Genomic DNA, 26,061 nt, shown 5'->3' with positions numbered 1-26,061 from the left:
GGCCCGGCCGGGGGTTGCCTAGGCTGGCCGCATGAGCATCCTCTCGACCCCGATCGCCCGGCTGGACGGCACGTCCACGACCCTCGGCGAGATCACCGGCGGCCGGCCGGCGCTGCTGGTGAACGTGGCCTCGAAGTGCGGCCTGACGCCGCAGTACACCGGGCTGGAGGAGCTCCAGGAGCGGTACGCCGCCCGGGGGTTCACCGTGGTCGGCCTGCCGTGCAACCAGTTCATGGGCCAGGAGCCCGGCTCCGCCTCCGAGATCGCCGAGTTCTGCTCCGCGACGTACGGCGTGACCTTCCCGATGACCGAGAAGATCGAGGTCAACGGCGAGGGCCGCCACGAGATCTACGAGGCGCTCGTCTCGACGCCCGACGAGCAGGGCGAGGCGGGCGACGTGCAGTGGAACTTCGAGAAGTTCCTCGTCGCCGGTGACGGGTCCGTGGTCGGCCGGTTCCGTCCGAAGGTCGAGCCCGAGGACCCACGCCTCGTCTCCGCCATCGAGGAGCTGATCGGCTGAGCGGGTGACCTCCGGGTCCTCGTCGTCGGCACCGCCTAGCGTCGGACGCGTCCGGTGATCGGCGGGAGGTCCGCGAGCGTCACGATCCCGGGCGGTGCGGCGACGACGGCCGGCACGGCGTTGGTGACCGGCATCGCGGTGTAGATCATGCCGAGGCCCATGAAGCCCTCCGCCCAGTCCTGCGGCGGGAGGCAGTGCAGCACGGTGCGCATGTTCGGCACGCCGAACACCTGGATCACGTGCCCGTGCGCGAGCGGCTTCGGCGGTACCGTGTGCTCGCCCATGACCCAGTTGAAGCCGACGCTCACGACGTTGCGGTCGCCCACCCAGCCGCGGTGGTAGCCGAGCACTCCGCCGACGGTCCCGGCCGGGATGGTCATGAAGCCGAGGTCGCTGTCGCCGGTCGCCGCCGTGAACTCGACGTCGAAGGTCACCCGGTCCAGGGTCACCCCGATCGCGTCGGCCATCATCGCCGCCGACTCGGCGAACACCTCGCTCTCCCGGCGCACGCTCTCGCCGAGGCCCGGGGTGTCCGGCGGCTGGGAGAACCCCATCGCCGTCTGGGTCTCCGCGCTCTCGTACGTCGAGCAGTCGACGGACTCGGTGATCCGGATCTCGTCGACCCGCTCGCACGCCCCGCTCAGCACCATCCCGACCGTGTTCGTGAGTCCGGGGTGGGCTCCGCTGCCGAAGATCGACGTACCGCCGCGCTCGCAGGCCTTCCGGACCCGGTCCAGGTCGGGCGGCGACTGCTTGCCGCCGGTGATCCAGGCGGCCGAGCTGCACACGTTCACCCCCGCCTCGAGCAGTGCGCACAGCTCGTCGATGCTGGGCCACAGCGGGTTGTAGCAGCACGCGTCGGCGCCGAGCGCGAGCAGCGCGGTGACGTCGTTCGTCGCGAGCACGCCGGTCGGCGCCGGCCAGCCGCAGAGCTCGGCCGCGTCGCGCCCGACCTTCTCCGCACCGTGCGCGTACACGCCGACGAGCTCGAGGTCCGGGCGGCCGAGGATCGCGTGCAGCGACCGCCGGCCGATGTTGCCGGTCGTCCACTGGATCACGCGCAGAGGTCTGTCCATGGGCGGCAGAGTAGAACGTGTTCTAGCCGCTGCACAGGGCCGCCGGTGGCGGGCCGCCCGTCAGGCGGTGATCGCGACGGCGCCCAGGAGGCGGTCCCGCAGCGCCGCCAGCTGGGACACCGACTCGATGAAGCGGGCCGTGCTCTCGCCGATCCCGAGGTCGTCGAAGTAGTGGTGCCGCATCGCCACCCGGGCGAGGTGGTGCTCGTCGTGCTCGAGCCGGGCCGCCACGAGTGCCGCCACCTCGGCGGCGTCGACGTCGGCGAGCACGTCCGCGCACCGGCTCACCGGGACGTCGCGGCGGAGCCGGTCGGCGTCGTGGTGCCGGTCGGTGATGAAGATCGGGCGCTCGGTGCGCAGGTACAACCAGTCCAGCCCGACCGACGACACGTCGGTGACCATCGCGTCGCAGTCCGGCAGGACCGCCAGGATGTCGCCGGACGTGACGGACCGGTGCAGCGGCCCCGCCGCCTCGACGAGCGCGAGGATCGCGTGGTGAGCGTCCCGGACCGCCGGCGTCTCGCTCGTGGTGACCTTGGGGTGCGGCTTGTAGACCAGCCGCACGTCGGGAACGGCCAGGATGCCGCGGGCGATCTCGACGCCGAGGGTGTCGACCGAGGTGTAGTCGTTGTACTCGGCGTCGCCCTCCCAGGTCGGGGCGTAGAGGACGGTACGCCGGTCGCTCGGCTCGAGCAGCGAGGGCGGTCGCAGGTCGAGCTGCGGGCGGCCGGTCCGCACCAGCTTGGCGGTGTCGAGCTCGAGCACCTCGGCGGCGTACCGCTGGACCGCGGCCTCGCCGGCGACGAACACGCGGTCGTAGGCCTTGGCGTTGTTCGACGCCATGCTCTGCTTGTCGCTCTCGCCGTGGTTGATGTGCACGTGCAGCATCCCGGTGTGCAGCAGCGACTGGAAGTTGAGCACCGAGTTGTTGCAGTAGAGGACGACCTTGGCGTCCAGCTCCGCGTAGAGCTCGGCGAGCTCGGCGAAGGCCGGGGCGACCGAGATGGGGAGCCGGGTCCGCTCCCGCAGCACCAGGGCCGACTCCGGGTCGCGCAGCACCAGGCCGACGGGCTGCTGCTGGTCGAGCAGCTCCAGGACGGGGAGCCACTGGATCAGCTGGTACGTCCGGGTGGGATCGTCGGCGAAGTAGGCGAGGACGGGAACGCGGTTCACTCCCTGATTTTACGTGGTGGTCGCGAGCGTCAGCGGCCGGGCCTCCGTCGCCCCGGCCGCCCGCACCGCCCGGGCCGCGAGGGTGAGGGTCCAGCCGGTGACGACGAGGTCGTCGACCACGAGGATCCGCTGTCCGGACAGGTCGTCGGCCTGGAGCGCGAAGCGGCGGCCGACCGCCGCGACGCGTTGTGCGGAGTTGGCCGCACCCTGCCCGGGGAGCACGTCCGGGTCGACGATCGCCCAGCGTCCGACGACCGGGACCTGCAGGTAGCGCGAGAGCCCGTCGGCCAGGTCGGCGGTCAGCGCCGGCCGGCTCGCGGACTCGACCACGACGATCCCGTCGACCGCCGGCTGCCAGTCGCCCAGCACCTCGATCACGGCCTTGACCAGCCCGATCGGCACCGGGCCGTCCGCCGTCCCGGGCGCGAAGAGCTCCCGGAGCGCGTTGCCGTAGCCGAGGTCGGTGAGCCGGGCCACGGCGCGGCCCTCCCCGGCCGTGTCGGCGATCTTGCCCTTGAGGTCGAGGCCGAGGTTGGCCAGCGACGTCGGCCACATCTTGCGCGGCTCGACGGGGATGCCGGGCCGGGACAGCCGGGCGCCGGCCTCCTCGACGGCGGCCGCGGAGACGTCGGCCGACAGGCTCAGGCCCCCGCAGTTGTCGCAGCGGCCGCAGATCGCTGCCTCCGGGTCGTCGAGCTGCTCGCGCAGGAAGCGCATCCGGCAGCCGTCGGTCGCGATGTAGTCGAGCATCGCGCGCTGCTCACGCTCGCGCGCCTCGCTGACGCGGCGGTATCGCTCCTCGTCGTAGGTCCACGGCCGGCCGGTCGCCTCCCAGCCGCCGCGCACCCGGCGTACGGCGCCGTCGACGTCGAGCACCTTCAGCATCGTCTCGAGCCGGGTGCGGTTGAGGTCGACGTACGTCTCCAAGGTGGCGGTGCTGAGCGGGCGACCCTCCTCGGCGAGCACCTCGAGGGTGCGGCGCACCTGCTCCTCGCGCGGGAAGGCCAGCGAGGCGAAGTAGGCCCAGATGTCGCGGTCCTCGATCGCCGGGAGCAGCACCACCGTCGCCTCGTCGGTGCCACGGCCGGCACGGCCGACCTGCTGGTAGTAGGCGACCGGGGACGCCGGCGCCCCCATGTTGACCACGAAGCCGAGGGTCGCGTCGAAGCCCATGCCGAGGGCGCTCGTGGCGATCAGCGCCTTGACCCGGCCGGTGGCGAGGTCCTGCTCCAGGGCGTGCCGCTCGGTGGTCTCGGTCTGGCCGGAGTACGCCGCGACGTCGTGGCCCCGCGAGCGCAGGTAGTCCGCGATCTCCTGGGTGGCCGCGACGGTCAGGCAGTAGACGATGCCCGACCCGGGCTGCTCGGCGAGGTGGTCGGCGAGCCAGGCCAGCCGCTGCTCCGGGGTCTTCAGCCGGACCACGCCCAGCCGGAGCGACTCGCGGTCCAGCGATCCCCGCAGCACCAGCACGTCGCCGAGGGACCCGGCGGTGCCCAGCTGCTCGGCGACGTCGTTCGTCACCCGCTGGTTGGCGGTCGCCGTCGTCGCCAGCACGGGGATGCCGTCGGGCAGGTCGCCGAGCAGCGTGCGGATCCGCCGGTAGTCGGGCCGGAAGTCGTGGCCCCAGTCGGAGATGCAGTGGGCCTCGTCGACGACGAGCAGGCCGCAGGTCGCCGCGAGCCGGGGCAGCACCTCGTCGCGGAACCCGGGGTTGTTCAGCCGCTCCGGGCTGACCAGCAGCACGTCGACCTCCCCGGCGCGGATCGCCTCCTGGATCGGCTCCCAGTCCTCCATGTTGGTGGAGTTGATGGTGACCGCGCGGATGCCGGCCCGCTCGGCGGCCGCGATCTGGTTGCGCATCAGCGCGAGCAGCGGCGAGACGATCACGGTCGGCCCGGCGCCCTGCTCCCGCAGCAGCAGGGTCGCGACGAAGTAGACCGCGGACTTGCCCCAGCCGGTGCGCTGCACGACCAGCGCGCGCCTCCGGTCGACGGCGAGCGCCTCGATCGCCGCCCACTGGTCCTCGCGCAGGACCGCGTCGTCGCTCCCGACGAGAGCACGGAGATGGGCCTCGGCCCCCTCCCGGGTGACCGATCCTGGCGTCGCGGGGCCACGGGTCAGGGAGCCTCGGGTCATGCCGCCTGTCTACCAGCCGCCGGTGACAGGACCGGACCGGGTGGTATCTGCCTGTGGACGACGCGCTCCTCACCACCAGCGCGGCTCGCTAGGGGCCGCCGGTCACAGGAGCTGTCATGATCACCACCTTCCGCACGATCACCGCCGCCGGCGCCGCGGCCCTCGCCCTCGCCGGCGGAGCCGCACTCACCGGCACGAGCGCCCAGGCCGACGGCGGCGCCCACCGCCTGCCCCCGCGCCCGGAGGCCCGGTCGCTCGTCTCCAGCTGCTCGGGCGGCCAGGAGATCTCGATGTCCCGGCGGGCCACCGACTACCAGGGTCTGGCCGCCGGCGCCGCCGCCGAGGTCGAGGGCTCGCAGCTGCAGGTCAAGGGTCCCACGAAGGGCACCGACACGGTGCTCGTGACGCTGTACGCGATGTCGTACAGCGGTGGGTCGTCGGTCCAGCTCTACCGCGACGGCGTCGGGACGTCGGAGGGCAGCAAGTACCTCGCCTACGGCACCACGCTCGACCAGGGCGCGGTGCAGTTCTGCACCAAGATCGGCAAGGGTCAGCACACCCTGAGCCTCAAGGTCACCGACACCGGTGGCAGCGGTACGACGCTCTACTACCCGACCGTGACGTACCAGCGCTTCAGCTGAGCCCCGGTCCTCGTCGAGTGACGTGAACTGGCTGCGATCTCGCCTCGGAGAGAGCCAGCTCGCGTCACTCGACGGGCGAACCGGCGACGAACGCCTCCCCGTGGAGCACCGGCACGACGTCTGTCGCGTCGAGCTCGGCGGCGATGTCGACGTCGACCCCGAAGCCGATGCCGACCAGCTCCTGCCCGCTCGCACAGGCGACCAGGTCGTCGGGGAGCCTGGCCGCGCGGTAGGCCCGCTCGGCCACCCGTGCCTCCGCGGTCAACCCGGAGCGGCCCAGGTCGACCAGCCCGGCGATCACCGCCCCCGCGCCCCAGAGGTCCTCGATCGCCGGCCGCAGGGTGGCGTCGGGCCAGCGCTCGCCGGCGGCGACCACCGCGACCGGTCCGTCCCGCTCGGCCAGCCAGCGCGCGACCGCCGACGCGTTGCGCAGCGAGGCACCGACGACCGTCGCGCCGGCCCCGGCGAGGCCGAACGCGATCGCCGAGCCGTTCGGCGACGGCAGCACCAGCCGCTCGACACCCTCCGCCGCCCGCACGGACGCCGGCGACAGGCTCACCCCGTCGCGCAGCGACCGGCCCGTCGCCAGGACGGCGCCCCGCTCCGCGGCGTACGCCACCGCACGCTCGTCCTTCCAGCGGAACGGGTACACCGTCATCCCGCGCTCGACCGCCACGCTCAGCGTGGTGGTGAACGACAGCACGTCGACCACGACGGCGATCCCGCCGGGCTCGGCGATCGAGGCGGCCCCGGTGGGGCCCCACTCGAAGGAGATCACCAGATGCGGACCCGGTCGGCCGGGTCCAGCCAGAGGCCGTCCCCCTCGGCGGAGCCGAAGACCTCGTGGAACTCGTCGAGGTTGCGCACGATGTTCGCGCGGAACTCCGGCGGGCTGTGCGGATCGATGGTGAGGTACTGGAGGTCCTGCTCCTTGCGCCGCTTGGTCCGCCAGCAGTACGCCCAGTTGAGGAACAGCTTCCGGCGGTCCTCGACCGAGGCCTCGCCGCCCTGGGCGATGAGGTACGCCGTGTGCCCGATCGTCAGCCCGCCGAGGTCGCCGATGTTCTCCCCCACGGTGAGCGCGCCGTTGACGTGCTCACCGGGCAGGTTGCGAGGCTCGAAGGCGTCGTACTGCTCGATCAGCGCCCGCGACTTGACCTGGAAGGCCTCCTTGTCGGCCGGGGTCCACCAGTCGTTGAGGTTGCCGGCGCCGTCGTACTGCGCACCCTGGTCGTCGAAGCCGTGGCCGACCTCGTGGCCGATCACCGCGCCGATGCCGCCGTAGTTCTCGGCCTCGTCGGCGTCCGGGGAGAAGAACGGCTTCTGGAGGATGCCGGCCGGGAAGCAGATCTCGTTGGTGCCCGGGTTGTAGTAGGCATTGACGGTCTGAGGCAGCATGAACCACTCGTCCCGGTCGACCGGCGAGCCGATCTTCGCGAGCTGCCGGTCGGTCTCGAACGCGGACGCCGCCGCGACGTTGCCGAGCAGGTCGTCGCGGGTGACCTGGAGCCGCGAGTAGTCGCGGAACTTCTCCGGGTAGCCGATCTTCGGGCGGAACGTGTCGAGCTTCTCGTACGCCCGCTGCTTGGTCTCGTCGGTCATCCAGTCGAGCTTCGAGATCGACTGGCGGTACGCCGCGAGCAGGTTCGCGACCAGGTCGTCCATCATCGCCTTGGACGCGGGCGGGAAGTGCCGGGCGACGTACTCCTTGCCGACCGCCTCGCCCATCGCACCCTCGACCAGCGCGACGCCGCGCTTCCAGCGGGCCCGCAGCTCGGGCGTGCCGTTGAGGGTGCGGCCGTAGAAGTCGAAGTTGGTCTCGACGAAGTCGTCGGTGAGGTACCCCGCGGAGGCGCGCAGCACGTGGGCGAGCAGCCAGTGCCGCCACTCGTCGATGCCGACCTCCTCGAGGACCCCGGAGAGGTGGGCGACGTAGGAGGGCTGGCGCACGCACACCTCGGCGAGCGTCTCGTCCGAGCCGCCGAGGTTCGTGACGTAGGCGTCCCAGTCGAAGGCCGGCGCCAGCTCGACCAGCTCGGCCTTGGTCATCAGGTTGTAGGTCTTCTGGACGTCGCGGGTCTCCGCCCGCTCCCAGTGCCCGGCCGCGAGCCGGGTGTCGATGTCGAGCACGGTCCGGGCCGCCGCCTCCGCGCCGTCGTGCTCCGCGAGCGTGAACAGCCGGGTCAGGTAGGCGACGTACTTCTCGCGCACCTCGGCGAACTTCTCGTCGCGGTAGTACGACTCGTCCGGCAGGCCCAGGCCGCCCTGGACGAGGTTGAAGAGGTAGCGGTCGGAGTCCTTGGAGTCGGTGTCGACGTAGGACCCGAACAGGCCGTGCCCGCCGATCCGCTCGAACTCGCCCAGGAAGGCCGCCAGGTCGCGGACGTCGCGCAGGCCGGCCACGGCGTCGACCAGCGGCCGGATCGGCCGGGTGCCGCGGGCGTTGACGGTGTCCTCGTCCATGAACGACGCGAAGAGGTCACCGATCTTGCGGGCGTCGTCGTCGACGTCCGCGCCCTCGGCGACCTGCCGCGCGAGGTCCTCGATGATCGCGTGCACGTGCTCCTCGGCGGCGTCCCCGAGCTGGACGAAGGGGCCCCAGCTCGAGCGGTCCGACGGGATCTCCGTCTCGTCGAGCCAGCGGCCGTTCACGTGGCCGAAGAGGTCGTCCTGCGGCCGGATGTCGGGGTTCATGCCCTCGCGGGCCTCGTCGAGGGTGCTCACGCGACGACCCTAGCCCGCTGATGGCGGATACTCCCGTCATGTCCTCACTCGAGATGCCTGCGGACGAGCGCGACTACGGCACCAAGGTCGGCGCGATCGAGCCCGGCGGGATCGAGTTCATCCCGCTGGAGGAACGGCACGGCCGGCCCGTGCAGCTGCTCTGGACGTGGGCGTCGCCGAACTTCGAGTTCGCGACCGTCTTCGTCGGCGCGCTCGGCACGCTGTTCTTCGGACTGAGCTTCGGTCAGGCGGCGACAGCGATCGTCGCCGGCACGCTCGCCGGGGCGCTCACGCACGGGTACCTCTCCACGATGGGCCCGCGCACCGGGCTGCCGCAGATGGTGGCGGCGCGCTCGGCGTTCGGCTTCGCGGGCAACGCGATCCCGGCCACCGTGAACGCGCTGATGGCCGGCATCGGGTGGTTCGCGGTCAACAGCGTCAGCGGCGCGCTGGCCCTGGCCTCGCTCACCGACCTGCCCGACGTCCTCTGCCTGCTCGTGGTGGTGGTCGCCCAGGTCGTGGTCGCGTTCTTCGGCTACAACCTCGTGCACGTCTTCGAGCGCTACGCGTTCCCCCTGCTCGCGGTGGTCTTCGTGGTCGCCACCGTCATCGTCTTCACGAAGGCCGACGCCGGTGCCGCCGGGGGCGGCTTCGGGGGCTGGATGCTGCTGGCCGCCGCCAGCTTCGGGTACGCCGCCGGCTGGAACCCGTACGCCTCCGACTACACCCGCTACCTGGCGCCCGACGCCGACCGTCGCCAGGTCTTCCTGTTCTCCGGGCTCGGCATCTTCGGCGCGTGCGTGCTGCTGGAGCTGGCGGGCGCGGCGGCGGTGACGACCGGCGCGGACGCGTTCCTCGGCAACCCCACCACGGCCTTCACCGACCTGCTCCCCACCGCGATCGGGGACCTCACCCTGCTCTGCATCGCGTTGGGAGCCGTCTGCGCGAACGTGCTCAACATCTACTCCGGCTCGATGGCCTTCCTCGCCCTCGAGATCAAGATCCCGTCCCACATCCGGCGGGCACTGGTCGCGCTGGTGTTCGGCGTGATCGGGTTCCTCTTCGCGTGGTCCGGGCTCTCGGATGCCGGCGCGAAGTACGAGAACTTCCTGCTCGTCATCGCCTACTGGGTGGCCCCGTGGCTCGGCGTCGTGCTGACCGACCGGCTGCTGCGCGGCGGCGGCGTACCTCCGCGGGCGCTGCTCGAGCGCGGCTACTCGAACTGGGCCGGACCGATCGCGTTCGTGGCTGCGACGGTGGTCTCGGTGTGGCTGTTCTCGAGCCAGACCAAGTACGTCGGGCCCGTGGCCGAGGCGCACCCGGGCATCGGCGACCTGACCCCCGTGATCGGCTTCGCGCTGGCCGCGCTCCTCTACGCCGTGCTGTTCAAGCCGCTCGCGGTACGGTCCGAGGCATGACGCTCGACCTCGCCACCGCTCGCGACTGGCTGGCCGTCGCCGTCTCGGAAGCCCGGGTGGGCCTCGCCGAGGGCGGCATCCCCATCGGTGGGGCGCTGGTGGCCGCGGACGGCACCGTGCTCGGTCGCGGCCACAACCGCCGGGTGCAGGACGACGACCCGTCCATGCACGGCGAGACCTCGGCGTTCCGCAACGCCGGCCGCCAGCGCACCTACGCCGGCACCACGATGGTCACGACGCTCTCGCCGTGCTGGTACTGCTCCGGCCTGGTGCGCCAGTTCGGCATCTCCCGTCTGGTGATCGGCGAGGCGACGACCTTCTTCGGCGGTCACGAGTGGCTCGCGGAGAACGGCGTCGAAGTCGTGCTGCTCGACGACCCGGAGTGCATCGACCTGATGGAGCGCTTCATCGCCGACCGCCCCGACCTGTGGTTCGAGGACATCGGCGTCGACCCGAGCTGACGCGGGTGGGGTGGCGGCGATCAGCGGACCCGGACGACCGACTTCCCGAGGGTCTTGCGCGCTTCCATGTCCAGGAGGGCCTGACCGAAGCCGTCGAGGTCGTACGTCGCGCCGATCGGCGGCCTGACCACCCCGGACTCCAGCATCGGCAGCAGCTCCTGCCACTGCTGCTGCATGAAGCCGGGCCGGACCATGGCGTACGCACCCCAGCCGACACCGCGGACGTCGACGTTGTTGAGCAGCAGCCGGTTGACCTTCACCTCGGGGATGCCCTGCCCGGCGGCGAAGCCCACCACGAGCAGCCGGCCCTGCGGTGCGAGGCTGCGCAGCGAGTCGGTGAACGCGTCACCGCCCACGACGTCCACGACCACGTCGACGCCCTTCCCGCCGGTGAGGTCCTTGACCGCGTCGCGGAAGCCGTCGAGCAGGACGGCCTCGTCGGCACCGGCGGTCCGCGCGACCTCGGCCTTCTCCTCGGTGCTGACCACGGCGATCGTCCGGGCGCCGTACCCCTTGGCGACCTGGATGGTCGCGGTGCCGACGCCGCCGGCGGCGCCGTGCACCAGCACGGTCTCGCCGGCCTCGAGGCCTGCGCGCTCGGCCAGGGCGAACTGCGCGGTCAGGTAGTTCATCGGCAGCGCCGCGCCCTCGTCGTACGACACGTGGTCGGGGAGGGCGAAGGTGGACATGGCCGGGTTCGCGACCAGCTCGGCCGCCCCGCCCCAGCCGCCGACGCCGGCGACCCGCTGGCCCGGCTCGAAGCCGTCGGGGCCGGAGACGACCGTGCCGGCGAAGTCCACGCCGAGTGTGAACGGCACCTCCGGCTTCATCTGGTACTCGCCCTTGCTCAGCAGGAGGTCCGGGAACGAGATGCCGACGCTGTGCACCTCGACGAGCACGTCGTCGGACCCGGGCGTCGGCTCGGGCACGTCGTTGACGACGACGTCGGCGGGACCGGTGGTCGTGACTACCTGGGCGGCGCGCATGGGCCTGACGTTAGCGGTGGCCGTGGAAGGGATCGCGCACCGTCCCACCGACGTGGACCGCGCTCAGGACGCTCGGGTGGCTGATCGGTGGACCACGTTCAGGTCTGCGAGGTCGGCCTGATGACGAGGCGGCTCGTCCGGCCCGACATGGTCGCCGACGAGGGCCGACCAGTCGGGGTAGCACCGATGTGGTGGATGGCGGTGCACCACGAGCACGACACCGTCACGAACCAGTGCGCGAGCGAGATCGGAGTCCAGGCAGCACTGGGCTACCGGCTCCACACCATCTCGACAGCCGCCTCTGGCAGCAAGGGGCTCGGGGGCGGGGACCGGATCCAGGCCACGATGGTGTTCGAGCGGCTCACCTGATCCCAGGCCCGGCACGCGATGACCGCCGTTCAAGCCCGAATGCGTCGCCTATGTTCGCCGGTGGAAGGTGACGTCGCCGTTGGGGTGGTGGGTGGTCCGGTAGTTGGTGTCGTGGGCGCGGGCGTGGTGCCAGGGGCACAGGGAGATGCCGTCGGCGAGGTTGGTGTGGCCTCCGTCGACCCACCGCTGCTTGTGGTGGGCGTGCAGGCCGGTGGCGCGGTCGCAGCCCTGGGCGCGGCAGCCGCGGTCGCGGACCAGCATCGCGGTCCGTTGGGCCTCGGTGAACAGCCGGCGTTTGCGGCCCACGTCGAGGGGCTGGGAGTCGCCGTCGAGGACGACGGGGATGATCCCGGCCTGGCAGGCGAGCCGGCGGGCCATGCTCGGGGAGATCTTCTCCCCGGTGTCCAGCACCCCGGCCTTCTCGAGGCGGCCGAGCAGGACGTCGAGGTCGAGGAGCACCACCGCGGTCGCGGAAACGCCGCCGGTGGTGGGGAGCCGGTCGGCGGGGTACCGCTCGATCAGCTCGCACAACGCCCGCCCCCACGCCTCGGGGGTCTCCGGCCGCTCCACCCCGGGACCCTGGGTGGCGGCCACGTGCCGGGGCGCGGCCAGGGCGCCGAGGATCTTCCGCAACGTGGCGCCGTGGAAGGTGGGCACCGTGAAGGTGCCGTGGGTCTTGCCCTGCCCGTCGTCGTACATCGAGAGCCGGCAGGCCTTGGCGGCCGCGGCCTCCTCCTTGGCCAGCAGCGCGGCTTCGCGGGCATCGGCCTCCTCGGGGGCGACCACCTCGAACAGGTGCTTCCCGAGCCGGTTCAACGCCTTCGCGTCGTGGTGCCGGGCCAGCTCCAGCAGGTGCGCCTCGGCCGCGGCGACCTTCCCGGCCGGGACCGTGGCGGGCAGGTCCTCGACCCACCGGATCACCACCCGCGCCTGGTCGGCCAACACCCGCCCAGCGGCCAGCGCGTCCCGGGTCGGGCGATGCGCCTCGAGGTCACGACCCAGCCGCACCGCCGCGTACGCCGCGGCCCGGGTCGCCTTCGTCTCGTGCGCCAGCCAGCTCGCCGCCGACGAGGCGCCGACCTCGTGGCCGACGTGCAGGTCCTCGGCGTGCGCGGCCACCCGGGCCTTCAGCTCGACCAGCCGGGCCTCGGCGCGCTGCAGCGCGACCAGCGTCTGGCCAGTCTCGACCGGGTCCATCGACCACACCGACGCATCCGCGACCGCGTCGAGCTCGGCGTGCAGGTGCGCGGTCGCGACACTGACCCGGTGCCGGGGCGTCGCGATCGCTGTCATGGATCCATCACAGCACCGGCCACCGACAGTCAGACGCTCAGAACCCTTGTTTTGACCAGCATTCGGACACTTCCGGAAGATTCTTCAGCAGAAATTTTCGCAGCCCCGCCGCGGACCCAGGAAGCCGGGAAGCCACCTCGACCTGAGCTCGCCGTTACCCGCGTCGCTGCCTTTCGGTCGCCACCACCCATGGCCTGCAGCCCGCTGTCACCGACGCGGACCCGCAATCCGGGAAGCCACGGCGACCAACCGCCGCCGTTCCCGTCGCTGCCATATCGGTCCTGAACCCAGCGGGCGGCGAGCTACTGCCAACCAACGGGGCAAGCACCCTCGTCAGCGAGGCTGCACCAGCTGATTCATCTCGAAGTGCATCGGGTCGGTGTAGTGCCAGTCGCCGCCCCAGGTGAAGCCCCAGTGCTTGAAGATCGCGACCACGCCGCGGTCGATCCGGCCGGCGGTCCCGCGCTGGTTCTCGACCGCGTTGATGTCGAGGGCGAGGCCGAACGCGTGGTTGGACAGCGTGGTCGTCCCGGCGATGAAGCGCGGGTAGAAGCAGCCGGCGTACTGGGTCGGGTGGATCGTGTCGGCCAGGCCCTGGGTGATCACATCCTCCAGCGCGGCACGCAGCTGCGGGAAGATCAGCTTGTTGCAGGTGACGTTGCCGAGGATCGGCACCGGCTCGGTGGCGATGTGGCTCCTCACCCAGGCCGGGTCGGGAGCGATGTGACCGCCGGAGAGCACGGTGTAGCGGAACGTGCCGACCGCGTCGGCGATGGTGCCGACGACGACCGCGGTCTGGACGACGCCGGGGTCGAGGCCCTCGCGGGCGACCACGTCGGTCATCGAGACCGCGGCGTCCGTGCCCCGGAGGATCCTCTCGATCGGCTTGCGCAGCGGCTCCGGCGCGGTGCCGCCGGTGCGGATCAGCAGCGCGTTGCCCTCGGTCATGTCGAGGTCCTTGATCCAGGTCTCGTTGACGACCGCGTCGACCAGCCAGGACTGCTGCGCATAGGCCCCGACGTGCACCTTCGCCGCGTCCGCGGTGCTGCCGAGGGCGAGGAACCCCTCCTTGTCGATCGGCGCCCGCTTCTCCAGGGCGGGGCGGATCGCGAGCTCGCCGCCGGCGACCCGGTTCCAGACCTGATTGGCCTGGGCGCTCGCGGACTTCGTCACCCAGTTCCGGTACGTCGCCGGGTCGACAGCCGCGACGCTCAGGGTCCGGTTCTCGACCGGCACCGACGCCAAGGAGATCTGCTCGACGTCGAGGACGCCGTCGAGCCTGCGGATCGCGTCGACCTTGTCCTGCGGGATCGTCTTCGAGCCGTTCGCGACGATGTCGGCCGGCGCGATCAGGCCGGTACGCCGGCCGGGCGGGTCGACCGCGTGCTTCGGGTCGAGCGCGGGTGCCGCGGTCTGGCCGCTGGCCGCCGGGGTCGTGCTCGTCGTCTCGCTGGGTGCCGGGTCGCCGGCCTCGGTGCTCCCGTTGCACCCGGTCAGGAGCGCGCAGGCCAATGCCGCCGTACCCAGCGCACGCCCCAGTCGCATGGTCCCTCCCCGGATTCAGGGTACGTCTACCCCGCCGGAGCCGTGCCTATCCGCGACGCCGCCGGATCTCCGCGTTGATCGCCGGCACCACCTCGTGCAGGTCACCGATGACGGCGTGCGTCGCGCGGGTGACCATCGGTGCCTCGGGGTCGGTGTTGATCGCGAGGATGTGCTTCGCCGACGAGCAGCCGGCCCAGTGCTGGATGGCGCCGCTGATGCCGCAGGGGATGTAGAGGTCCGGCGAGATCCGGGACCCGGTCTGGCCGACCTGCTCGTGGTGCGGCCGCCAGCCGAGCGAGGTCACCACCCGGGAGACACCGAGCGAGGCGTCGAGCAGCGCGGTGAGCTCGAGGATGTCCTCGAAGCCTTCCGCCGAGCCGGCACCGCGGCCGGCACCGACGACCACCCGGGCCGACTTCAGCGAGCCGGACAGGTCGGCCTCGGGCTCCTCGGTCGAGACGACCCGGGCCACGAGATCCGCGTCCGCCACCGACGGCGTCTCGATGACGACCTCGGCCGCACCGGGTGCCTCGGCCGGAGCGGCCTCGACCGCGTGCCCCGCCACCGTGAAGACCGCCGGCCGCGCGGACAGCTGCATCTCCTCGAGCACCGCACCGCCGACCACCTGGCGGGTGACGACGAACGGCGAGAGCCCGCCGAAGGACAGCACGTTCGCGGCCATCGGTACGCCGGCGCGGGCGGCGACGTGTGCCATCACCTCGCCGCCGCGTGGGGTCCCGGCGGCCAGCACGACCACGGCACCGGCCTGCTCCCGGACGGTGAGGATCCCGGACGCCCAAGCGGCTCCGGAGAACGCCTCGAACGCGGGGCCGGTCAGCGCGTGCACCCGGCGGACGCCGTACGCCGCCATCGTCTCGACCAGCGCGCCGGACGGGGTACCGACCACCACCACGTCGACCGGCACACCACCGCCGGCGGCGGACAGCGACCGCGCGAACGTGACCGCCTCGCGGGACACCTCGACCGGCTCGCCGGACGGCGAGACCTCGACCAGCACCACGATCATCGGGCCAGCACCCCGAGCTGCTCGAACAGGTCGACCACGGCGGCCGCGGCCTCCGGGCCCTTGCCGAGGACCTGCACGGTCGACGGCGCGGGCGGCGGGAGCAGGAGCCGGACCCGACCGGGTCCGGTCGGTGGGGCGGAGGGCTGCCGTTCCTCGATCGGCACCTTCTTCGCCTTCATCCGGCCCGGCACCGACGGGTAGCGCGGCGCGACGCCGCCCTCGAGCACGGTCACGACGGCGGGCAGCGGCACCCGGTAGGTCTCGTGGCCGTCCGGCCCGTCGACCTCGGCCGTCACCACGCCGTCGTCGACGGAGACCAGGGTCGCGCCGTTCACGACCGGCCGGCCGAGCTCGTAGGCGAGCCGGATGCCGACCTGGAAGTCGCCGGTGTCCGCGGCGTCGTTGCCGAGCAGCACCAGGTCGTGCCCGCCGTCGCGGACGACGGCCGCGATCTCGCGCGCGACGTCGGCCGGGCCGAACGCCCCCGCGTCGGCCACCACGTGGGTCGCGGCCTCGCAGCCGACGGCCAGCGCCGCGCGCAGCTGCTCGACCGCGTCGGCGTCCCCGAGCGTCATCACCGTGGCAGCGCCGATCCGCACGGCGAGCTCCACGGCACACTCCTCGTGCGCGCTCATCGTGAACCCGGCGTACCGCCCGTCCACGGCCTGACCGTCCTCGGTCAGCACGACCTCGCTGGAGGAGTCGACCACCCGCTTCACGCAGACGAGGGTGCTCATCGCAGTCGCTCGTTGGCCGGGTCGAGCAGCGGCGTCGCGTCGACGGAGCCGACCGTCACCGGGTAGAGCTCCTCCATGTACGACACGGCCAGCTCGTTGCCGAGGACCGCCGCCTCCGGAGGCAGGTACGCCAGCAGCAGGTGCTTGCCGAGCGACGGCGCCGAGCCGGCGCTCGTGACGTAGGGGTGGTGGCCGTGCCCGTCGGTCAGCGCCCCGCCGTCGCGACGCAGGATGGGCTCCCCGCCGAGCATGTACCGCTTCACCCCCGACGCCGACGTGTGGTCGTCGACGACCAGCGTGCACAGCACCGACGCGGGCGCCTCCCCGGAATCCAGCCGAGCGCGCTGGGCCAGGTACGCATCGCGCCCCACGAAGTCGGCAGCCTTGACCTTGGGCCGCTGCATCCCGGCCTCGACGATCGAGCGCTCGGCGTCGAGCTCGTAGCCGAAGGCCCGGTAGCCCTTCTCGATCCGGCCGGTGGTGCCATACACCCCGATGCCGACCGGTACGGCGCCGTGCGCGGCACCCGACTCGAGCAGCGTGTCCCACACTCCGGCGGCGTCGTCGGCCGCGACGTACAGCTCCCAGCCGAGCTCGCCGACGTAGGAGATCCGCGAGGCGAGCACCGCGGTGCCCTTGACCTGGATCTCGCGGCAGGTGAGGAACCCGAAGCCACCGTCGGTGACGTCGTCCGAGGTGAGCCCGGCGAGGATGTCGCGCGCCCGCGGGCCCCAGAGCCCGATCGTCACCACGTCGTCGGTGCGGCTGGTGAGCGTGGTGCCGTCGGGCACGTGGCGCGCGAACCACTGCCGGTCCGCCGGGCCGTGCGCGGCGCCGGTCACCACGCGGAAGTGGTCCTCACCGAGGCGCATCACGGTGAGGTCGGACCTGAAGCCGCCCGCCGCGTCGAGCACCGGTGTGTACACGACCTTGCCGACCGGCACGTCGCACTGCGCGACGCAGGTCATCTGCACCGCGTCGAGCGCGCCCGGCCCGGCGATGTCGAAGATCTCGAACGCCGAGAGGTCGATGACACCGGCCGCCTCACGCATCCGCAGGTGCTCGGCGTTGATGATCGGGCTCCACCAGCGCGAGTCCCACTCGTGCTCGCGGGGCATCACCGCGTCGCCGTACTGATCGAGGAGCGCGGCGTTCGACTCGTACCAGAACGGGCGCTCCCAGCCGCCGGTCTCGAAGAAGACCGCGCCGAGCTTCTTCTGCGACTCGTGCATCGGGGCGAGCCGCTGGTCGCGGTCGGACTCGTACTGCTCGGCCGGGTGGATGATCCCGTAGGTCTTGATGAACGACTCGGTGGTGCGCAGCCGGGTGTGCTCGCGGCGCTTCTGGTGGGGGTGGAACCGCGCGATGTCGCTGTGGCTGACGTCGATCTCCGAGTGCCCGTTGACCATCCACTCGGCGACCGCACGGCCGACGCCCGGGCCCTCCTTGATCCAGACCGCGGCCGCCGTCCAGAGACCCTGGACCTCGCTCTCGCCGAGGATCGGCCAGCCGTCACAGGTGAGCGACAGCAGGCCGTTGATGGCGTACCGCATCTCGGCGCCCTCGGCACCGAGCAGCTCCGGCATCAGCTCGTAGGCCTGCTCGAGCTGCGGGTCGAAGTCGTCGGAGGTGAACGGCATCTCGGTCGGCGACAGCTTGGACTGCTCGATGGAGGGGATCTCCTCCGGCTCGTGCAGGATCGCGCGGTGCGCGTAGGAGCCGACCTCCATGTCGGCGCCGTGCTGGCGCTCGTAGCAGAAGGTGTCCATGTCGCGGACGATCGGGAAGGAGATCTCGCCCTCCCGCTCGGCCAGCTGCGGGCACGGTCCGACGCTGATCATCTGGTGCACGGCGGGGGTCAGCGGGATCGAGACGCCCGCCATGTCGCCGATCTTCGGGCTCCAGACGCCGCACGCGATGACGACGTACTCGGTCTCGATGTCGCCTCCGTCGGTGCGGACCCGGCGGATCCGGCCACCCTCGACGTCGAGGCCGGTGACCTCGACGTTCGCGACCACGGTCAGCGCGTCGAGCTCGATCGCGCGCTCGCGCATGATCGTGCCGGCGCGCAGGGAGTCGACGACGCCCACGCCGGGTGTCCAGAAGGCGCCGATGAACTGGTCGGTCTCGATGAACGGGACCTTCTCCTTGACGAAGTCCGGGCTCACCAGCTCGGCCTCGATGCCCCAGGCCCGCGCGCTCGACATCCGGCGCCGCAGCTCCTCCATCCGCTCCTCGGTGCGGGCGAGCTCGAAGCCGCCGGACTGCGTGAAGACCCCCATCTCCTGGTACTGCTTCACGGAGTCGAGCGTGAGGTCCGTGATCTCGCGCGAGTGGTCGACGGTGAAGATGAAGTTGGACGCGTGCCCGGTCGAGCCGCCGGGGTTGGGCAGCGGGCCCTTGTCGAGCTGCACGATGTCGCGCCAGCCGAGCCGGGCGAGGTGGTGGACGAGGCTGTTGCCGACGATGCCGGCGCCGATCACGACGACCTTGGCCGAGGCGGGGACGGTGGCCATGGAACTCTCCGGTCTGTGTCCGAGTGTGTTGCGTATCGTGCAACAGGATTCGTATTACGGAACTGCTCAAGGATCACCCGACCCCGGCCGGGAGGTCAACCCCCCGGCCGGGACGAGTGAGCGTCGGTCAGCGGGTCAGCTGCTGACGCCGGCGGCCTTGAGCCAGGCGTCGACCTTGTCCGGGTTGGCGTCGATCCACTTCTTCGCCGCGTCGTCGGGGTCCATCTGGTCTTCGGCGATGTACTTGGCGACCAGGTTCTGGTCGTCGTTGGTCCACTTGAACGCCTTGACCAGGTCGTACGCCGGGCTGCCTGAGTCGGCGAACGACGACGACACGACCTTGTTCAGCGGGTACGGCGGATAGTCGCACGCGACCTTCTCCGGGTCCGCGTCGCAGCCCTCGGTGTACTTCGGCAGGTCGACCTTGACCAGCGGCACCTCGGACAGGAACCACTGCGGCTCGTAGAAGTAGCCGATCATCGGGGTCTTGTTCTGCTGGGCGTTGCGGAAGTCCTGGATCAGCGCGTTCTCGCTGCCCGCATAGACGACCTTGAAGTCCAGGTCGAGGTTCTTGACCAGCGCCTCGTCGTTCGTGACGAAGCCGGGGTCGCCGTCGTAGAGCGTGCCCAGGTCACCGGATTCGCTGGTCTTGAACATGTCGGCGTACTTGTTCAGGTTCTTCCAGTCGGTGATGTCCGGGTACTTCTCGGCCAGCCACGGCGGGACGTACCAGCCGATGATCCCGTCGTTCCCGGTCAGGCCGGCGTCGACCGCGGTACCGTCGCCGCCCTGGTCGGACATGTACTTCTTCTGGAGCTCGGGGTGCCCCCAGTTCTCGATCACGACGTCCACCGAGCCACTGCCGAAGCCCTTCCAGGACACCTGCTCGTCGAGGTTCTTGTAGTTGACCGTGCAGCCGAGCTTGGTCTGGGCGAGGTAGCCGACCACGTGCGCGTCGGCCTCGTAGCCGACCCAGGGGTTGACCGCCATGTTCATCTCGCCGCAGTCCTTGCCCCCAGCGGGCTGGTCTGCGTTCTTGATGGAGTCGCCGCCACACGCACCGAGCGTGAGCGCCGACGCCGTCACCAGGGCGGCGATGGCCCCCTGTGTGCGCTTGACTCTCATTCTTTACACCCTTCCTCGGTTGGGAGCGAGCCGCTCCGCGAAACGGAGCCTGGTGAGGCGCCGCGATGACGGCTGACTGGACCCCGAAGCCCGCTGCGCGCCATACGTCGTGATCCGGTCGAGCATGATCCCGAGCAGCACGACCGTGATCCCGGCAGCGAGACCCTTGCCCGCGTAGTCGGCCTGCCGGAAGCCCTTGACGATGTCGAAGCCGAGGGCGCCGCCACCCACCATGCCGCCGATAACGACCATCGACAGCACGTAGAGCAGGCCCTGGTTGGTGGCCAGGAGCACCGAGCCGCGGGCCATCGGCAGCTGCACCTTGGTGATCTCCTGCCAGCGGTTGGCCCCGGTGGAACGGGACGCCTCGATCGTCTCCGCCGACACGCCGCGGACACCGTCGGCGACGAGCTTGGTCGCGATCGGTACGGCGTAGATCACGGCCGCGATGATCGCGGTGAACCGGTTCGAGGAGAAAAGGATCAGCACGAACATCAAGGGCACGAACGGCGGAATCGTCTGCCCCGCGTCCAGGAGCGGTCGGAGCCCGCGGTCGACGGCGAGGCTGCGGCCCATCGCGACGCCGAGCACCACCGCGATCGCGACGACGAACACCGTGGCCACGAGGACGGAGGTGAGCGTGACCATCGCGTTGTACCAGAGGTCGAGGGCGTAGATCCCGGCGAGGCAGACCACGCTCGCGACGAAGGCCCGCACACCACCGACGATCGCCGCGATGAGCAGGATCGCGGTGCCGGTGACGAACCACGGCGACTCGGCGACCACGCTCTGCACTGGGTTCAGGAAGTGGTTGGTGAAGCCCGTCTGGATCGACGACGTGAAGCCGGACAGGTCAGTGAGCAGCCACGTCCCGAAGTCGTCGACGGCGTTGCTGATCGGGGTGCCGAGGTCGGGGCGCGACGGGAACTCGTTCGCCCAGACATAGATGTGCGACAAGTAGAGCGCGATCAGCGTGCCCACTGACCCGATGACGAGCACGAGCCGGCGCAACCGGCGCCTCCGGTCGCCCGCGCGCCGGGCCTGCTCGGCGCGCACACTGGCCGCGGTGGTGACGCGGTCGAGCATCACGGCGAGGATCACGATGCAGGTGCCGGCCACGAACCCGGTGCCCAGCTGGCCCCGCTGGAGTCCGTCGAGGACGGGCTGGCCGAGTCCAGGCCCGTCGATGTACGCCGCGATGGTCGCCATCGCCAGCGCGGCCATCGTCGTCTGGTTGACGCCGACGATGATCGTGCGCTTGGCCAGTGGCAGCTCCACCTTCGTCAGGCGCTGCAGCCGGCTCTGGCCGAGGGAGCTGGTCGCCTCGAGCACGCCCGGGTTGACGGTGCGGATGCCGTGGGCACCGATGCGCACCACCGGAGGGACCGCGTAGACAAGCGTGACCATGATCGCCGCGGCCGGGCCGATGTCGAACAGGATGGCTGCCGGCAGCAGGTACACGAACGACGGCATCGTCTGCATCACGTCGAGCACCGGCGTGACGATCGCCGTCACTACCTTGCTGTGGGCCATCCAGACGCCGAGCGGAATGCCGAAGACGCAGGCGATGACCACGCAGAACAGCGTGATCAGCAGGGTGTCGATCGAGTCGGTCCAGTAGCCGAGGGTCCCGAACAGCAGGAACGCCGGCACCACCAGCAGCACCAGCCGCCAGCCGGAGACTGCGAACGTCACGAGCGCCGCGAGGGCGATGGTGCCGAGCCAGCCGACCTGGGGCAGCGGCCGCGGGAACGGCGCGACGGTGAACACGTGCTGCAGCCGAGTGAACCAGAGGTCCAGCTTGTCGGCGAAGTAGTTCACCGCGGCCACCAGCCAGTTCGACTGGGACGCGAACGCGTTCGACACCGAGTCGCTGAGGTCCTGCAGCCGCGCGTGCACGTCGGTGATGGCCGACGTCGAGATTTCGAGCGTGTGCTTGCCCTCGGCGAACCACCAGATGACGATCCACCCGACCACCACCGCGAGCAGCGCCCACAGGCGCCACCGGGCACGCAGCGACGCGACGACCGCGTCGTCGCTGCGGACCCGGGTCCTCGCGCCCGCGGTGGCGACGCTCATGCGATCGACTCCTCCGCCACGACCACCCGGAGGATCGCGTCGTCGTCGACGATCCCGACCAGCTGGTCACCGTCGACCACCCGCAGCGGGTGCTCGGAGGCCAGCGCGGCGTGGGCGGCCTTGCGGACGATCGTGTCCGGGCTCATCACCGGACCCTCGGTGGAGTCGTCGGGCCGCGGCTCCCGCATCACCCACTTCAGCGTGAGGACGTGCGAGCGCGGGACGTCGGAGGTGAAGTCCTTGACGTAGTCGTCGGCCGGGGCGCCGACCACCTCGTCCGGCGTACCGATCTGGACGATCGCGCCGTCGCGCATGATGAGGATCCGGTCGCCGAGCTTGAGCGCCTCCTGCAGGTCGTGGGTGATGAAGACCATCGTCTTGCCGAGCTCGTGGTGGAGCCGGATCACCTCGTTCTGCATGTCCCGCCGGATCAGGGGGTCGAGCGCGGAGAACGGCTCGTCGAAGAGCAGCAGCGACGGGTCGTTGGCGAGCGCGCGAGCCAGGCCCACCCGCTGCTGCATGCCACCGGAGAGCTGGTCGGGGTAGGACATCTCGTAGCCACTGAGACCGACCAGGTCGACGACCTCCCCGGCCTTGGCCCGGCGCTCCTTGCGGCTCATGCCCCGGACCTCCAGGCCGTAGGCGACGTTGTCGATCACCTGGCGGTGCGGGAGCAGCCCGAAGTGCTGGAACACCATCGAGGCATGGGTACGCCGCAGGTCGCGCAGCTCGCTCTCGCTGGCCCCGGTGATGTCGCGGCCGTCGATCACGACCTCGCCGGAGGTGGGCTCGATCAGCCGGGTGAGGCAGCGGACCAGGGTGGACTTGCCGGAGCCGGACAGGCCCATGACCACGAACACCTCGCCCGGGGCGACGTCGAACGAGACGTCGCGCACGCCGACCACGCACCCCGTCTTCTCCTTCAGGTCGGCGCGCGAGAGGTCCGCGTCCGGCGTACCGACGACCTTGTCGGCGCCCCGGCCGAAGATCTTCCAGAGGTTCTTGACCGTGAGTGCGGCGTCGCTCATGAGAGTTCCTCCGGGTTGAGGGGCATGCCGTCGCGGTAGCGGTAGTACGGCACGTCGGCGGGCGGGAGGGGCGTGTTGCCGGCGATCAGGTCGGCCGCCTTCTCGGCGACCATCATGACGGGGGCGTAGATGTTGCCGTTGGTGACGAAGGGGAACACCGAGGCGTCGACGACACGGAGACCCTCGACGCCGTGCACGCGCATCGTGCCGGGATCCACGACGGACATCTCGTCGACGCCCATCTTCGCGGTGCACGAGGGGTGCAGCGCGGTCTCGGCGTCCGCGCGGACCCAGTCCAGGATCTGCTCGTCGGTCTCGACCTGGGCGCCGGGCGAGAGCTCACCGTCGTTGTACGGCGCGAACGCGGGCTGGTTGAGGATGCTGCGTGCGACCCGGACCGCCTCGACCCACTCGCGGCGGTCGTTCGCCGTCGAGAGGTAGTTGAAGAGGATCGAGGGGTGCTGCCGGGGGTCGCGGCTCCGGATCTTCACGTGGCCCCTGGTGTCGGCGTACATCGGGCCGATGTGCACCTGGTAGCCGTGTCCCTCGGTCGGCGCGGACCCGTCGTACCGGATCGCGACCGGGAGGAAGTGGAACATCAGGTTCGGGTAGTCGACGTCGGCGTTGCTGCGGCAGAAGCCGCCGCCCTCGAAGTGGTTGGTCGCGCCGAGGCCGCTCCGGTGGACGAGCCACTGGTAGCCGATGCCCGGCCGCCTGCGCCACTTCAGGCCCGGCGCGATCGAGACCGGCTGCTTCGACGCGTGCTGGATGTAGACCTCGAGGTGGTCCTGCGCGTTCGCGCCGACGCCGGGGAGGTGGTGCACGACCGGGATGCCGTGCTGCTTCAGGAGGTCCTCGTCCCCGATGCCCGACAGCTGGAGCAGCTGCGGGCTGTTGATCGCGCCGCCGCAGAGGATGACCTCGCCGGCGTGCGCCGTACGGCGGGCGCGGCCGGCGCGCACGTAGTCGACGCCGACGGCGCGCTTGCCGTCGAAGCGGACGCCGGTGACGAAGGCGAGGGTCTCGACCTTCAGGTTCTTCCGGTCCTTCACGGGGTGGAGGTAGGCCCGGGCGGCGGAGAGCCGGCGGCCGCGATGGATGTTGCGGTCGAACCGCGCGAAGCCCTCCTGGCGATAGCCGTTGACGTCGTCGGTCAGCGGGTAGCCGGCCTGCTGGACGGCCTCGAAGAACGCGCCGAACAGCGGGTTGTCGGCCGGTCCGCGCTCCAGGACGAGGGGGCCGTCGCCGCCCCGCCAGCGGTCCGCCCCGGCGAGGCAGTTCTCCATCTTCTTGAAGTACGGCAGGCAGTGGAGGTAGTCCCACTCCTTCATCCCCGGCTCGGCGGCCCAGCGCTCGTAGTCGAGGGGGTTGCCGCGCTGGAAGATCATCCCGTTGATCGAGGACGAGCCGCCGAGCACCTTCCCGCGGGCGTGGAACACCTTGCGGTTGTCGAGGTTCGGCTCCGGGTCGGTCTCGTACTTCCAGTCGTAGAGCCGGTTCCCGATCGGGAACGGCAGCGCCGCGGGCATGTGGATGAACGGGTCGATGCGGAAGTCCGAGCGCCCGGCCTCGAGCACGAGCACCGAGGTGCCGGGATCGGCGGAGAGCCGGTTGGCGAGCGCGCACCCGGCCGAGCCACCACCCACGATGACGACGTCGTACCGGTCGCGGCTCATCCCTGGAACCAGCGCTGCTCGGCCGGGCGGATGTTGTGCCAGACGTGCTTGGTCTCGCGGTACTCCTCGAGGCCGGCGTTGCCGAGCTCGCGGCCGATCCCGGACTGCTTGTAGCCGCCCCACTCCGCCTGCGGGACGTACGGGTGGTAGTCGTTGATCCAGACCGTGCCCATCCGCAGCCGGGCCGCGACCCGCTGGCCCTTGCCCGCGTCCTGGGTCCAGACCGCCCCGGCCAGGCCGTAGATCGAGTCGTTCGCGATCCGCACCGCCTCGTCCTCGTCGCGGAACGTCTCGACGGTCAGCACCGGGCCGAAGGACTCGTCCTGGATCACCGACAGGTCGCTGCGACAGCCGTCGAGGATGGTCGGCAGGTAGTAGAAGCCGTCCGCCAACGCCGGGTCGTGCGGGCGCCGCCCGCCCGTCCTGAGCACGGCTCCCTCGGCGATCCCACGGGCGACGTACGCCTCCACCTTGTCGCGATGGGCGGCGCTGGTGAGGGGGCCGGTCTCGGCCTTGTCGTCGAACGGGCCGCCGAGACGGATCCGCTCGGCGCGCTCGACCAGCCGGTCCACGAAGTCGTCGTGGATCGACTCCTCGACGACGAGGCGCGCGCCCGCGGAGCAGACCTGGCCCGAGTGCAGGAAGACCGCCGTGAGCGCGAAGTCGAGGGCGACCTCGAGGTCGGCATCGGCGAACACCAGGTTGGGGTTCTTGCCGCCGAGCTCGAGCGCCACCCGCTTCACCGTCCCGGACGCGGCCGCCATCAGACGCCGTCCGGTCTCCAGACCGCCGGTGAAGGAGACGAGGTCGACGCGGGGGTCGACGGCCAGCGGCGCACCCGCCGTCGCGCCGGCGCCGAGGACGAGGTTGCCGGCGCCCGCGGGCAGCCCGGCCTCCTCGAGCAGCCGCATCAGGTGGATCGCGGTGTGCGGGGTGAGCTCGCTGGGCTTGAGGACGAACGTGTTGCCCGCCGCCAGGCAGGGCGCGACCTTCCAGGAGACCTGGAGGAGCGGGTAGTTCCAGGGCGTGATCAGCGCGCAGACGCCGACCGGCTCGTGCACGATCCGGCTGACGACGTCGGGGTTCCCGGTGTCGACCATCCGGCCGGCGTCCTCGGCGGCGACCCGCCCGTAGTGACGGAAGACCGCGACGACGTCGGCGACGTCGTACTGGCTCTCGACGAAGCGCTTCCCCGTGTCGAGCGACTCCATCCGCGCGACCTCGTCGGCGTCCCGCTCGAGCAGGTCGGCGACAGTGAGCAGCAGGTCGCCGCGCTCCCGGGCGGACCGCAGCGGCCAGGATCCGTGGTGGAAGGCGCGGTGCGCCGCGGCGATCGCGCGCTCGGTGTCCTCGGCGCCGGCCTCGTCGACCTCGGCGACGAGCGAGCCGTCGGCCGGGCACCGGATCTCGCGGCGCGCTTCACCCTGCGCGCTCGTCCACGCGCCGTCGAGGTAGAGCTCGGCCACCTGCGACCCCATCCTGAGTTGCGTATCACGCAACTCGATGCTCTCAGCGCAACTTACTTGTTGTC

The 26,061-nt window shown here is 71.3% G+C and carries 21 protein-coding genes; 5 read left to right on the top strand and 16 right to left on the bottom strand.

Translation table 11 applies throughout. The features are described 5' to 3' along the window. Positions 1–31: 31 nt before the first annotated feature. Positions 32–520, top strand: coding sequence for a glutathione peroxidase (locus ACVW2K_RS04525; RefSeq protein ID WP_457201691.1), 489 nt, complete (start codon positions 32–34; stop codon positions 518–520). A gap of 35 nt (positions 521–555) precedes the next feature. On the opposite strand, the gene ACVW2K_RS04520 is transcribed toward ACVW2K_RS04525, so the two are convergent. From ACVW2K_RS04520 to ACVW2K_RS04510, 3 genes are read right to left on the bottom strand one after another with little or no spacing between them, the layout of a single operon-like run. Further along, complete coding sequence (locus tag ACVW2K_RS04520) at positions 556–1,596, bottom strand: NAD(P)H-dependent amine dehydrogenase family protein (RefSeq protein WP_457201690.1); 1,041 nt, start codon at positions 1,594–1,596, stop codon at positions 556–558. Positions 1,597–1,656: 60 nt separating this feature from the next. Then, positions 1,657–2,769: a CDP-glycerol glycerophosphotransferase family protein gene (locus ACVW2K_RS04515; protein ID WP_457201689.1), complete on the bottom strand. Its 1,113-nt coding sequence runs from the start codon at positions 2,767–2,769 to the stop codon at positions 1,657–1,659. A 9-nt stretch (positions 2,770–2,778) separates the two neighbouring features. Next, the gene (locus tag ACVW2K_RS04510; RefSeq protein ID WP_457201688.1) at positions 2,779–4,905 is read right to left on the bottom strand and encodes a DEAD/DEAH box helicase; all 2,127 of its coding nucleotides are present in this window, start codon (positions 4,903–4,905) and stop codon (positions 2,779–2,781) included. A 116-nt stretch (positions 4,906–5,021) separates the two neighbouring features. Here ACVW2K_RS04510 and ACVW2K_RS04505 point away from each other — a divergent pair, with 116 nt between their 5' ends. Next, complete coding sequence (locus ACVW2K_RS04505; protein ID WP_028637963.1) at positions 5,022–5,546, top strand: hypothetical protein; 525 nt, start codon at positions 5,022–5,024, stop codon at positions 5,544–5,546. A 64-nt stretch (positions 5,547–5,610) separates the two neighbouring features. Here the strand turns inward: ACVW2K_RS04505 and ACVW2K_RS04500 are convergent, their stop codons facing one another. Continuing rightward, positions 5,611–6,324: a 2-phosphosulfolactate phosphatase gene (locus ACVW2K_RS04500; RefSeq protein ID WP_457201687.1), complete on the bottom strand. Its 714-nt coding sequence runs from the start codon at positions 6,322–6,324 to the stop codon at positions 5,611–5,613. Then, positions 6,321–8,270, bottom strand: a complete 1,950-nt coding sequence (locus ACVW2K_RS04495; protein WP_457201686.1) for a M13 family metallopeptidase — start codon at positions 8,268–8,270, stop codon at positions 6,321–6,323. Before ACVW2K_RS04495 ends, ACVW2K_RS04500 begins: the two co-directional genes overlap by 4 nt. Positions 8,271–8,308: 38 nt before the next feature. Here ACVW2K_RS04495 and ACVW2K_RS04490 point away from each other — a divergent pair, with 38 nt between their 5' ends. Beyond that, positions 8,309–9,688: a purine-cytosine permease family protein gene (locus tag ACVW2K_RS04490; RefSeq protein ID WP_457201685.1), complete on the top strand. Its 1,380-nt coding sequence runs from the start codon at positions 8,309–8,311 to the stop codon at positions 9,686–9,688. Beyond that, positions 9,685–10,149 carry a nucleoside deaminase gene (locus ACVW2K_RS04485; protein ID WP_028637959.1) on the top strand — a complete coding sequence of 155 codons (465 nt, stop codon included), beginning with the start codon at positions 9,685–9,687 and terminating at the stop codon, positions 10,147–10,149. The genes ACVW2K_RS04490 and ACVW2K_RS04485 overlap by 4 nt, the downstream gene beginning before the upstream one ends. Positions 10,150–10,169: 20 nt before the next feature. Here the strand turns inward: ACVW2K_RS04485 and ACVW2K_RS04480 are convergent, their stop codons facing one another. Beyond that, positions 10,170–11,135, bottom strand: a complete 966-nt coding sequence (locus ACVW2K_RS04480; RefSeq protein WP_457201684.1) for an NADPH:quinone oxidoreductase family protein — start codon at positions 11,133–11,135, stop codon at positions 10,170–10,172. A 120-nt stretch (positions 11,136–11,255) separates the two neighbouring features. Between ACVW2K_RS04480 and ACVW2K_RS04475 the strand changes: the two genes are divergently transcribed. Further along, positions 11,256–11,504: a hypothetical protein gene (locus ACVW2K_RS04475; RefSeq protein ID WP_457201683.1), complete on the top strand. Its 249-nt coding sequence runs from the start codon at positions 11,256–11,258 to the stop codon at positions 11,502–11,504. A gap of 48 nt (positions 11,505–11,552) precedes the next feature. On the opposite strand, the gene ACVW2K_RS04470 is transcribed toward ACVW2K_RS04475, so the two are convergent. The 10 genes from ACVW2K_RS04470 to ACVW2K_RS04425 all read right to left on the bottom strand — a co-directional run bounded on the left by ACVW2K_RS04470 (position 11,553) and on the right by ACVW2K_RS04425 (position 26,008). Next, complete coding sequence (locus tag ACVW2K_RS04470; RefSeq protein ID WP_457201682.1) at positions 11,553–12,797, bottom strand: DUF222 domain-containing protein; 1,245 nt, start codon at positions 12,795–12,797, stop codon at positions 11,553–11,555. Positions 12,798–13,130: 333 nt separating this feature from the next. Then, complete coding sequence (locus ACVW2K_RS04465; RefSeq protein ID WP_028637955.1) at positions 13,131–14,342, bottom strand: M15 family metallopeptidase; 1,212 nt, start codon at positions 14,340–14,342, stop codon at positions 13,131–13,133. A 46-nt stretch (positions 14,343–14,388) separates the two neighbouring features. Continuing rightward, positions 14,389–15,369 (bottom strand): electron transfer flavoprotein subunit alpha/FixB family protein, encoded by a 981-nt coding sequence (locus ACVW2K_RS04460; protein WP_457201681.1) that lies wholly within the window; start codon positions 15,367–15,369, stop codon positions 14,389–14,391. Beyond that, positions 15,366–16,106 carry an electron transfer flavoprotein subunit beta/FixA family protein gene (locus ACVW2K_RS04455; protein WP_457201680.1) on the bottom strand — a complete coding sequence of 247 codons (741 nt, stop codon included), beginning with the start codon at positions 16,104–16,106 and terminating at the stop codon, positions 15,366–15,368. The genes ACVW2K_RS04460 and ACVW2K_RS04455 overlap by 4 nt, the downstream gene beginning before the upstream one ends. Continuing rightward, entirely contained in the window at positions 16,103–18,622 is a 2,520-nt protein-coding gene (locus ACVW2K_RS04450) for a GcvT family protein (protein ID WP_457201679.1), read from the bottom strand. Before ACVW2K_RS04450 ends, ACVW2K_RS04455 begins: the two co-directional genes overlap by 4 nt. A 135-nt stretch (positions 18,623–18,757) precedes the next feature. Beyond that, the gene (locus tag ACVW2K_RS04445) at positions 18,758–19,747 is read right to left on the bottom strand and encodes an ABC transporter substrate-binding protein (RefSeq protein WP_457201678.1); all 990 of its coding nucleotides are present in this window, start codon (positions 19,745–19,747) and stop codon (positions 18,758–18,760) included. A gap of 3 nt (positions 19,748–19,750) precedes the next feature. Next, on the bottom strand, positions 19,751–21,826 hold the full coding sequence (locus ACVW2K_RS04440) for an ABC transporter permease (protein ID WP_457201677.1): 2,076 nt from the start codon (positions 21,824–21,826) through the stop codon (positions 19,751–19,753). Then, the gene (locus ACVW2K_RS04435) at positions 21,823–22,854 is read right to left on the bottom strand and encodes a quaternary amine ABC transporter ATP-binding protein (protein ID WP_036570703.1); all 1,032 of its coding nucleotides are present in this window, start codon (positions 22,852–22,854) and stop codon (positions 21,823–21,825) included. The genes ACVW2K_RS04440 and ACVW2K_RS04435 overlap by 4 nt, the downstream gene beginning before the upstream one ends. Continuing rightward, positions 22,851–24,530 (bottom strand): choline dehydrogenase, encoded by a 1,680-nt coding sequence (gene betA, locus ACVW2K_RS04430; RefSeq protein WP_028637950.1) that lies wholly within the window; start codon positions 24,528–24,530, stop codon positions 22,851–22,853. The genes ACVW2K_RS04435 and betA overlap by 4 nt, the downstream gene beginning before the upstream one ends. Next, entirely contained in the window at positions 24,527–26,008 is a 1,482-nt protein-coding gene (locus ACVW2K_RS04425) for an aldehyde dehydrogenase family protein (RefSeq protein WP_457201676.1), read from the bottom strand. Before ACVW2K_RS04425 ends, betA begins: the two co-directional genes overlap by 4 nt. Positions 26,009–26,061: the final 53 nt, after the last annotated feature.

This window comes from Nocardioides sp. HB32 (assembly GCF_054058995.1).
Note: the sequence above shows the minus strand (reverse complement) of the source record. Positions and strands in the feature narration are given on the sequence as shown.

What these genes read in the sequence shown, in the direction of transcription:
- ACVW2K_RS04440 (WP_457201677.1), bottom strand. Translation starts at nt 21,826, where the DNA reads ATGAGCGTCGCCACCGCGGGCGCGAGGACCCGGGTCCGCAGCGACGAC.
- ACVW2K_RS04450 (WP_457201679.1), bottom strand. Translation starts at nt 18,622, where the DNA reads ATGGCCACCGTCCCCGCCTCGGCCAAGGTCGTCGTGATCGGCGCCGGC.
- ACVW2K_RS04510 (WP_457201688.1), bottom strand. Translation starts at nt 4,905, where the DNA reads ATGACCCGAGGCTCCCTGACCCGTGGCCCCGCGACGCCAGGATCGGTC.
- ACVW2K_RS04475 (WP_457201683.1), top strand. Translation starts at nt 11,256, where the DNA reads ATGACGAGGCGGCTCGTCCGGCCCGACATGGTCGCCGACGAGGGCCGA.
- ACVW2K_RS04435 (WP_036570703.1), bottom strand. Translation starts at nt 22,854, where the DNA reads ATGAGCGACGCCGCACTCACGGTCAAGAACCTCTGGAAGATCTTCGGC.
- betA (WP_028637950.1), bottom strand. Translation starts at nt 24,530, where the DNA reads ATGAGCCGCGACCGGTACGACGTCGTCATCGTGGGTGGTGGCTCGGCC.
- ACVW2K_RS04465 (WP_028637955.1), bottom strand. Translation starts at nt 14,342, where the DNA reads ATGCGACTGGGGCGTGCGCTGGGTACGGCGGCATTGGCCTGCGCGCTC.
- ACVW2K_RS04445 (WP_457201678.1), bottom strand. Translation starts at nt 19,747, where the DNA reads ATGAGAGTCAAGCGCACACAGGGGGCCATCGCCGCCCTGGTGACGGCG.
- ACVW2K_RS04520 (WP_457201690.1), bottom strand. Translation starts at nt 1,596, where the DNA reads ATGGACAGACCTCTGCGCGTGATCCAGTGGACGACCGGCAACATCGGC.
- ACVW2K_RS04455 (WP_457201680.1), bottom strand. Translation starts at nt 16,106, where the DNA reads ATGAGCACCCTCGTCTGCGTGAAGCGGGTGGTCGACTCCTCCAGCGAG.
- ACVW2K_RS04505 (WP_028637963.1), top strand. Translation starts at nt 5,022, where the DNA reads ATGATCACCACCTTCCGCACGATCACCGCCGCCGGCGCCGCGGCCCTC.
- ACVW2K_RS04425 (WP_457201676.1), bottom strand. Translation starts at nt 26,008, where the DNA reads ATGGGGTCGCAGGTGGCCGAGCTCTACCTCGACGGCGCGTGGACGAGC.
- ACVW2K_RS04490 (WP_457201685.1), top strand. Translation starts at nt 8,309, where the DNA reads ATGTCCTCACTCGAGATGCCTGCGGACGAGCGCGACTACGGCACCAAG.
- ACVW2K_RS04470 (WP_457201682.1), bottom strand. Translation starts at nt 12,797, where the DNA reads ATGACAGCGATCGCGACGCCCCGGCACCGGGTCAGTGTCGCGACCGCG.
- ACVW2K_RS04525 (WP_457201691.1), top strand. Translation starts at nt 32, where the DNA reads ATGAGCATCCTCTCGACCCCGATCGCCCGGCTGGACGGCACGTCCACG.
- ACVW2K_RS04480 (WP_457201684.1), bottom strand. Translation starts at nt 11,135, where the DNA reads ATGCGCGCCGCCCAGGTAGTCACGACCACCGGTCCCGCCGACGTCGTC.
- ACVW2K_RS04460 (WP_457201681.1), bottom strand. Translation starts at nt 15,369, where the DNA reads ATGATCGTGGTGCTGGTCGAGGTCTCGCCGTCCGGCGAGCCGGTCGAG.
- ACVW2K_RS04485 (WP_028637959.1), top strand. Translation starts at nt 9,685, where the DNA reads ATGACGCTCGACCTCGCCACCGCTCGCGACTGGCTGGCCGTCGCCGTC.